Annotated in this window: 5 protein-coding genes and 1 pseudogene; 4 read left to right on the top strand and 2 right to left on the bottom strand. The window is 41.2% G+C overall.

The features are described from left to right. Window positions 1–69: 69 nt before the first annotated feature. Window positions 70–354 (top strand): annotated as a pseudogene (locus QUA13_RS19310) (ISAs1 family transposase); the annotation flags it as partial. Between the two features lie 558 nt (window positions 355–912). Here the strand turns inward: QUA13_RS19310 and QUA13_RS19305 are convergent. After that, window positions 913–1,101: a hypothetical protein gene (locus QUA13_RS19305; protein ID WP_333201030.1), complete on the bottom strand. Its 189-nt coding sequence runs from the start codon at window positions 1,099–1,101 to the stop codon at window positions 913–915. Window positions 1,102–1,228: 127 nt separating this feature from the next. Between QUA13_RS19305 and QUA13_RS19300 the strand changes: the two genes are divergently transcribed. The 3 genes from QUA13_RS19300 to QUA13_RS19290 all read left to right on the top strand — a co-directional run bounded on the left by QUA13_RS19300 (window position 1,229) and on the right by QUA13_RS19290 (window position 5,545). Beyond that, on the top strand, window positions 1,229–2,551 hold the full coding sequence (locus QUA13_RS19300) for a class I SAM-dependent methyltransferase (RefSeq protein ID WP_333201028.1): 1,323 nt from the start codon (window positions 1,229–1,231) through the stop codon (window positions 2,549–2,551). Window positions 2,552–2,665: 114 nt separating this feature from the next. Next, complete coding sequence (locus QUA13_RS19295; RefSeq protein ID WP_333201026.1) at window positions 2,666–3,184, top strand: type IV pilin-like G/H family protein; 519 nt, start codon at window positions 2,666–2,668, stop codon at window positions 3,182–3,184. Between the two features lie 102 nt (window positions 3,185–3,286). Next, window positions 3,287–5,545, top strand: a complete 2,259-nt coding sequence (locus QUA13_RS19290; protein ID WP_333201024.1) for an O-linked N-acetylglucosamine transferase family protein — start codon at window positions 3,287–3,289, stop codon at window positions 5,543–5,545. A 398-nt stretch (window positions 5,546–5,943) separates the two neighbouring features. Here the strand turns inward: QUA13_RS19290 and QUA13_RS19285 are convergent, their stop codons facing one another. Then, window positions 5,944–8,946 carry an O-linked N-acetylglucosamine transferase family protein gene (locus QUA13_RS19285; RefSeq protein ID WP_333201022.1) on the bottom strand — a complete coding sequence of 1,001 codons (3,003 nt, stop codon included), beginning with the start codon at window positions 8,944–8,946 and terminating at the stop codon, window positions 5,944–5,946. Window positions 8,947–8,948: the final 2 nt, after the last annotated feature.

Here is an 8,948-nt window from a genome sequence, read left to right as displayed (position 1 = left end):
ATGAAATGTCAAGTACATTGATATTCACTCATTTGTTTATTATACCTTGCTTGTGTTATTAAATTTTCATTCCTTAGTAGTTTATCAAATGATGCTCAAAAACTTGGTGAATCAGTCCGCAGCCATTGGGAAATTGAAAATTCTTTACATTGGGTATTAGATGTGGGTTTTCGTGAAGATGATTGTCGGATTAGAAAAGATAATGCTCCGCAAAACTTTGCTATGATTAGACACATCTCGCTTAATCTTTTGAATCAAGAAAAAACCTCAAAAACCGGAGCAAGAAATAAGCGACTTCGAGCCGGGTGGGATGATGAATATTTGACTAAGATTTTGGCTGTTGCAGTTAACTAAATTCTCACGAATAACTCATTAGTAACTATTATACAACTTGTAAACAGTGGTTGTAATATTTTTATTGTCTCAAAAATAGCATTAAGTCAAAACCACCATTAATCAGTTCCTATTTTATCTAAAAAGTCATTAGAAAGCGTGTCTGTAGCTTCTAAAAATGGTGAATTTATCTCAAAATTTACTCACCACTGATGAACAGTGTTCAATAAGATGCGTTACCCCTGGTGCATGGGTTTGATGACGCATTCTTTTGGGATGAAGTAGGCAAATTAAGACGCTCAATCTCTATTCCGATTTTCTGGACCGTAAAACCGGCCACTTCAGAATGTTTACCTGTTGCTTTTGGCGTCTCAACAATTTCTCCATTGTGCAGTTCGTAGGGGTATTATGAGTTCTCAGGATACCAGTCAATGAATTCATCGAATGTTACTAATACAGGTATGATTTGAATCATGGTGAGTGCCTCAAGTTTGGTTGCGTTGTGCCGGGAATTAAGATTTGGGCAAAAACACAGTCTTTAGACCTAGTGTAGATCGATCGCACTTTTTGATGGCGTCTTTACTGCTGCTGTTGGCGCGATCGCCAGCCGAGGATCGCAGCTAGGATGATACTGGGGGTAAAGACGGCGATCAGGGCGTTGAGGTCGGTAGAGGGGATGGATAAGCTAGGCCCTGCGTACTTGATGGCCAGGGAAAGGGCGGCGGAAAAGGTGAATACTTTGAGGATGGGGCTGATGTTGGTGTTCATAGAGGTGGTGGTAGGTTCGGCGATCGGGTTTTGAGAGTATTATTGCAAGTATGTGTTGCGGGTGGGCGGGCGATCGGCTATTTTCTGAGATACTAAGGTAATTTGCCAGCGTTGAGCGTAATTGAAAATGGATCACCAAAATTTAGAATTAATCGAGAAAATTCGCCAGCAATTTGACAATACTCCTTATCCCAGAATCCCGCTGGAAGAATCTCCAAAAGATAACAGTGAATTGCTCTATCTTCATAATCTTGTAACTGCTTACTACTTCAGAAATAGAAAAATTATCAATACAGAAGGTAAAGTTATCCTAGATGCGGGATGCGGCACAGGTTATAAATCCTTGGTTTTAGCTATAGCCAATCCAGGAGCGAAGATAGTAGGCATCGATTTATCAGAAGAATCTGTGAAACTAGCCGAGCAACGTTTACAGTATCATGGGGTTGCTAATGCAGAGTTTTATGCTTTGAAGATAGAAGAATTACCAAGTTTAGGGTTACAGTTTGACTATATCAATGCTGACGAAGTTCTGTATCTCTTGCCCGACACTGTTGCTGGATTGCAAGCGATGAAATCAGTTCTTGCGACGGATGGCATCATCCGCACCAACCTTCACAGTTCAAATGGTAGAGCCGGAGTATTTCGCGCTCAAGCTGTTTTCAAAGCAATGGGATTAATGAATGGAAGCCCGGGAGAAGTGGAGATAGAAATAGTCCGGCAAACAATGGAAGCCTTGAGAGATGAAATAGAGATCAAGGCGGCAGGGTGGAATGCCGATTTGGCACAGGATGAGGGATGGATTATGGTTAACTATTTATTCGTGGGTGATAAAGGTTGTACCATTCCTGAAGTGTTTGCTATGTTGAGAGGTGCTGATTTAGAGTTTATCAGTATGGTGGCTTGGCGCAGGTGGGAGTTGATGGATTTGTTCAAAGATCCAGATGATTTGCCTCCGTTTTTGGCGATGAGTCTGCCAGAAGCTTCTCTGGAAGAGCGACTGCATTTATTTGACTTGTTACATCCCCTGCACCGTTTGTTTGATTTCTGGTGCGGCAATCCCGCCAGAACTCAGGCTTTTGTGCCAGTTGCGGAATGGACCCAGGCTCAATGGCGGGAAGCACGGGTACACCTGCACCCTCAACTGAGGACTTCCCAGATTAGGGAAGACTTGAGTAATTGCATTGACAGCCAGACGCCGTTTGAGATTAGCCGTTATATTATTGTGCCAACTCTAGCGCCAGTGGCGATCGACTTTACAATGGCGGCTTGGTTGCTACCTCTGTGGGAGGGGCCGCCGCAGTCTGTGGTGTCACTGGTGGAAAAGTGGCTCCAAATCCTCTCCCAGAGCGGTGTTAACCTAGAGGCTGTTAGTGAGCAGACGGCCTGGGAAGAAGTCAAGAAACTGTTGACTAGGCTGGAAGTCTTTCTGTACGTGCTTTTGGAGCATTAGAGCCAGGAGTTGAAAAAAAAATGGCTCGGGGGTGATATTAAAGTGCCCATAACTGGGTAAGTTACATATAAGAGTTAGAAATCAAGCATCCCACCCCTCAAGGAGAAAAAACTTATGAAGACTGAATTTAAAGCCAAGTTCCTGCAACACATCAACAAAAGAAGAGAGGATCAAGGTTTCACACTGATTGAACTGCTGGTTGTTATTATCATTATCGGTATTTTGTCGGCTATTGCTTTGCCATCCTTCCTCAGCCAAGCAAACAAAGCCAAGCAGACAGAAGCTAAGCAGTATGTCGCTTCAATGAACAAAGGTCAGCAAGCTTACTACGCAGAGAATACCAAGTTTGCTGACGATCCTACTGGCACTGCGTTGGGTCTTGGTATAAAAGTTGCCACCAACAATTACACCTATGTAATAAGCGCTACGTCGAATACAGGAGGAATTGTTAATGCCAATCCCACTATTGGTGGTGCTCTCAGATCATATGGGGGAAGTGTGGCTTTAATTGCGGCTGGAGAGGCAAGCACAACTACTAGCATCCTCTGTGAAGGCGCAACAGGTGTAGTTGGTAAAGTAGTAGTAGGCACTACTGATTGCCTGGCGGTAGGTATGACTAATGTTACTAAGTAATTTTTGAGTTGCATCACTCCTCCTTGTTTATAGTCCTGCATAAGCGGGTAGCGCTTCTGGCTACCCGCTTTAAAATTTAAATAAAAATTCCTTGAAGAGTTTATGATTTCTAGTGATTCATTAGTTGCCGCATGGCAGCAGCAAGCTGATCAATATATTCTTTCAGACAACTATTATCAAGCAGCGAAACTTTACGAAGAGGCGATTTTACAGGAGCCTAATGTTAACTCTTACTACTGGCACTTAGGTCTGATTTTTCTCTTGCAGGGCCAAGAAAGTGAAGCTCAAACAACATGGCTCATAGGAATGGCAGATGGAGAGCCAGAAGACATAGAAAAGTGGACAGAAGAACTGATAGAGGTATTGGAAACAGAGGCAGAGCGACGACGATTACAGGGAACAAAGGAACAAGACTATTGTATAGCATGGGCAATCCGGCAGCATATACGGGAAATTAACCCAGAAGGAGTTAATAACTTGTTACATTTAATCGGGCTGTCCACTTTGCTCAAAACATACAAGGGGGAACTGTTGAATGAACTGCATATCCTCGAACTGCTCAAGTCAGAAGTAGTAGAAGTGGATACTGAGCTATTAATACAAGTGCTGAAAAATGTTTTAGATTTGGCACCCTTTCACCCTTCATCTTTCGATTTTGCAGAAACAGCTCTGGTGTATGTTAAAGACAATCCATCAATTTTAGAGGAGTTGCTACTCCCCTTTGTCTATAAGCTTGGTTACTCATTTAAACGATTTGAGTTGGCAGCCCGTTTTACCGAACTAGGTTTAAAGTTTCTTCCTAAACATCTAGAGTTTTTATCGGCGTTGGCTTCTTTTTATCAAGATAGCCATGAATATACGAAGGGAATCGAAGCGGCTAAATTCTACTTTTCACTTGAAGAGAAGTTAGCCAATAAAATTTATGCTAACTTGCTAATTATGCGTGGTTTGATGGGCGCTGGTGGCTACTGGAATGAATTTTGCTTAGCTTTTGAATTGCAGAAGTCCATGCTAGCTTCTTTGATCGAAAAACAAAATATTAATAAGCTATATATCAATGAGCTATCAGAGACATCAGTGCTGCGATTATTTATTTCCGTTTTTTTCTTTCCTTATTTTCAAGATGATCTTGAGGAAAATTTAAAAATTCGGAGTCAAGTAGCTCGATTAGTACAGTCAAAAATAGAAACATCTATGAAAGATAAGGTAGATGGGTGTCGCCAGTGGAACTCAAGGTTAATAAAAACTGATATTTCTACAAGACGTTTGAAAATTGGATATCTCTCCCACTGCTTGTGGACTCATTCTGTAGGTTGGTTAGCACGATGGGTATTTCAGTACCACGATCGAGAGCGTTTTGAGATTAATGGTTACTTTATGAGCTATTTAAAGGGTTATAATCCATTACAAGAATGGTTTGTGAGTCAGGTTTCTAAGGCTTGCAAGTTAGAACTCAGCGGTCAAGAAGCTGCTGAAAAAATTTATGAAGATGAAATTGACATTTTGATAGACCTTGATAGTTTAACGTTTAATAACACTTGCGAGGCAATAGCAATGAAACCAGCACCAATACAAGTAACTTGGCTAGGTTGGGATGCCTCGGAGATTCCTGCTGTGGATTATTTTATTGCTGATCCTTATGTTTTACCGGAATCCGCCCAGGATTACTATACAGAAAAAATCTGGCGTTTGCCTCACACCTATATAGCGGTGGATGGTTTTGAGGTAAGTGTACCGACTTTGCGACGGGATCAATTGGATATTTCTACTGATGCTGTTATTTATCTTACTGCTCAGAGGGGATATAAGTATCATCCCGATACTGCAAAGCTGCAAATGCAAATTATTAAAGGAGTTCCCAATAGCTATTTTTTAGTGAAAGGAGTAGCCGATCAAGAATCTCTAAAAAACTTTTTTCTTCAAATTGCAGAATCAGAAGGGGTGAGTGGAGATCGCCTAAAATTTTTACCATCTGCTCCTTCAGAGCAAGTCCACCGCGCTAATTTAGGCATAGCTGACGTAGTATTAGATACTTACCCCTACAACGGAGCTACAACTACAATGGAGACGCTGTGGATGGGCGTTCCTATAGTAACCCGCGTAGGGCAGCAATTTGCTAGTCGCAACAGCTACACGATGATGATGAATGCTGGTATTTCGGAAGGGATTGCTTGGACTGATGAAGAGTATGTCGAGTGGGGAGTGCGCTTAGGGAAAGATCCAGTTTTGCGAGAGCAAATATCGTGGAAACTGCGACAGTCACGGCAAACTGCGCCTCTGTGGAATGCTAAGCAGTTTACACGAGAGATGGAGAAAGCATACGAGCAAATGTGGCAGATATATCTGGATAAAAATCGTTAATTACCTAGACATAAATTTGTCAGTTATAGAAATTTTATTTGAGTGGTCAACCTAGGGTTTAGCAATAAAACCTGATTATTCACATTAAGATTTAGAACTGCTATATGACAGGTTAAGATTAAAATCATCCTACATAATATGACGCATTATGAAAACTCTCAGTGAGCTCAAACCTACCCTGCCAAATCTATGGCCCGATCTGCAAAACCGCTATAGCATCATATATTTAGGGATATTTGGCTCCTAGGTGCATGGAATTTACCACATTGGCTGATTTACAGCAAAAGTAGTTAGATTAGCAATTTGTGGAACAGGTTCTTGCAAAAATTCTTTGGAGGCATAATGTCAGCTACAATTTTGACTTTTTTAGTTTGGGAGTGGATTGAATTTTATATTTTTCAGCTGTCTAATTCAAATAAGGCTATGTTCTCTGCTTTTGCATGAGCGATCGCCTCTATATTCTCACGCTCCAATACGATTCTCCCATAGAGGCGCGGGATCAGAACTGACCACTGAATTTCGCTCAACTGTCCAATAAGTGAAATTTCTGGCCCGTCGGAAACATCTAAGTCCTCTTCCATCAAAAGATTCATCGCCACACTAGATAAAAGCAGGTTGGCATCTTCTTCAGAAATGTTGCTATTGTCTATTAGGAGAGTCATGTTACTTCTATCTGGGCGAGTTACCATCGCAATCAGGAGAGCACCCAATTGCTCATACAGTGATTCTTCTGATTGACTCCAATCGGGAAATATAATCAGGTTAACTTGTCTTAACCTCAACTTTGTAGTGATAGCATTTGCCTGGTAGTTGCTAAAGAACTGTTGGAATAGCGCATGCATTTGAGCCGAGTAAGAGCGACTGTCTAAAAATCTAGGCTTTCTCTGCATTTTTTGCTTGATTTGCTCGCTCGTTTTTTCCCGCAACTGTGAGTTAAGTGCCAAAGCTACTGCTAGCTGAATATAGGCTTCTTCGCTGTTAGCGATTAAGTTAGTTACTTCGAGTTCTCGTAACAGCGAAGATCCCAGGCGATAACGAGCAGATTCTCCTTCCTTGACAACCGTTGCCAAACCAGCCTCCAACGGATCGATCAGCGAAGCCATGCCAGAGGAGGGGTAAGAATCTAAATATATATCAGCATTTTTTAAACATTCCTTAATATCCGCACGATTCGGTAATGGCTCAAGGAATCTTAACTGATTTTCATTTAAACCGTGCTTCCCTAGCACCTGCAAAAAACGGTCTTTAAACGCTTTTTCTGAAGAGTTAAGTTTACTGTGATGATTCAAGAAATATAACACGAGAATAGAGTTAGGCACCCTAGCAAGGATTTGCGCCCAAGCTGCTTGTACTTCTGGAAGAATTTTGTCAAAATTAACCCCCGAAATGTAAACTACAGCATTCTGAGCAATTCCTAAACTTTCTCGGCTAATACTTGTTGTCACTAGGAGTTGCTCTTCAGTGGCAAAATCGAAGCACTGAGACGGCCCTTCCACCATCACTAATGTCTCTGTATAGTGTTCTTGAGCGCAATTTTCTACCTCACTCAGTTTACCTGAGATAAAGTAATCAACATTACTCATACCAGTAGTCGCAGTTGAGTTCATGCCGACTACTTGAACTCGTGCCAAACGATGCAAGGAAAGCAATGTAATTAAATTGGTTTGTGATGTTATATCGGAAGCAATGAAAATGAGATCGAGGTCGTCATCGCGGATAGTCTTCACCTGATTATACAGGTCTTCAGGAAGTTGTACTGCAGCATCAGCATGGCCTGAACAGTACCTTTCAATCCGGTGTCCACTAGCTTGGGTAGAATAGAGAATTATTTCAAATAAATCTCTATTTAAGTGTTTATAAACTGACAAAGTGGCAAATGTCTCGGGATTCGGCTCAAAGTTAGTCACAATAATACCCAAGCGGATTTTACTCCTAGCTGGTATTCGTTCGGGAAAATCATACTCTAGTTGATACCCCTGTCTCGTCAAAGAAAATTCCATGATTTCTGCTCGTTTTTTGTAAATTTCCTTCAAATTTTCTGGACTAAAATCCATAAAAAACTTGACATTCAGGGTTAAAAGGAGAGCTAGTTCTTGGGAATTGGTTGCCGTGGGGTTGCTAAAAATGTAGGTGTGGAGAGTATTGATTACTTTTCGCAAGTGGTGAGAATATTCCTCTGATTCACCCATTTCTTTAAAGAAAATGGGAGCTTCTAAGAGGAATTTTATATAATTGTTAAGTAGCCACTGGGGAATTCGGGAGAGGTCATACTGCAACGGTAACTGATGGGGATACATGTATAGCATCGCTACCAGTAAATTCTGAATAGCTTTTGTCTCATTCAATTCATTAGACATATTTGCCATTAACTCCTGTACAAGATTTTTTTCTTTCTTTGTGATAGCTTGGTCAATAGTGCGAGAAGAGAGAATTCTTGTTATAATATCCTGCTGGGGGATATCCTCCAGTTCCTCCCTAGTTAAATTCAACCACACATTAGCCATTTTACTTCGCAAGTATGATGAATCTCCACTAAAAACAATTTTTTGAATAAATTCATCTACTTGAGGGTCACGGCTGATAGACAAAGGATGCCTTAAAGGAAATTCTAGGGGCTGTACCAGCGTATTAGCTAATAAGCTGTCCATATTGATTGTATTTGTAGAATCAGGATTATCAAATCCTATATTAGAAACTAAATTAATTTCAGGAATAATTGTGAAACCATTTTGTAGCCAGCAAGCTAATTTCCAGCGAAAGGCCCAGGAATTAATGTACCCATCATAAGTAGCCTGAAATGTTTTTGTCCACCGTTCTGCTACTTCATAATCTTGTAAAAATTCTGCTAGCCAGTTTCGATCTCGACATTCTGGCCATTGCTTCATTTCAAAGTCAAAGTGTTGCCAAGCACGCCTCCAAGTGGCCCATCCCCAGCAGTCGATGTAGCGAGTGAAATAGTAACTATCATTATTTGGTTTCCATCCAAATAAAAAATTTGTGCCTGCTATCACCATAATTTGCTGGTTGTGGCGGTAGTATTCGAGGAGTTCCTCGCAAAATCGAAAAAATGTTGGGTCTGGCAAACAGTCATCTTCGAGAATGATAGCTTCTTCTACTGTTTCAAATACCCAATCTAAGCCACTCGCCACGCGATGCTTCAAGCCGAGGTTTACGTCCGAGTAATTTTTCAAGACTTCGCAATCCCAATCTACGCCCTCAATAATTTGACGGGTAGCTTCACACTTTTCGGATTCACCCAATTTATCTGGACGGGGACCATCGGCAATTACCAATAGTTTAGGGGGTTTGACTTTGCTAATTGCTTGAAATACCTTTTCAGTGATATCAGGGCGCTTAAATATAATTAAGCATACAGGGGTTTTTAACTTCCAGTCGGTCATGG

The organism is Microcoleus sp. S28C3 (genome assembly GCF_036700785.1).
Taxonomy (GTDB): Bacteria; Cyanobacteriota; Cyanobacteriia; order Cyanobacteriales; family Microcoleaceae; genus Microcoleus; species Microcoleus asticus.
This window is presented reverse-complemented; position numbering and strand designations above follow the sequence as displayed.

What these genes read in the sequence shown, in the direction of transcription:
- QUA13_RS19305 (WP_333201030.1), bottom strand. Translation starts at nt 1,101, where the DNA reads ATGAACACCAACATCAGCCCCATCCTCAAAGTATTCACCTTTTCCGCC.
- QUA13_RS19300 (WP_333201028.1), top strand. Translation starts at nt 1,229, where the DNA reads ATGGATCACCAAAATTTAGAATTAATCGAGAAAATTCGCCAGCAATTT.
- QUA13_RS19295 (WP_333201026.1), top strand. Translation starts at nt 2,666, where the DNA reads ATGAAGACTGAATTTAAAGCCAAGTTCCTGCAACACATCAACAAAAGA.
- QUA13_RS19290 (WP_333201024.1), top strand. Translation starts at nt 3,287, where the DNA reads ATGATTTCTAGTGATTCATTAGTTGCCGCATGGCAGCAGCAAGCTGAT.
- QUA13_RS19285 (WP_333201022.1), bottom strand. Translation starts at nt 8,946, where the DNA reads ATGACCGACTGGAAGTTAAAAACCCCTGTATGCTTAATTATATTTAAG.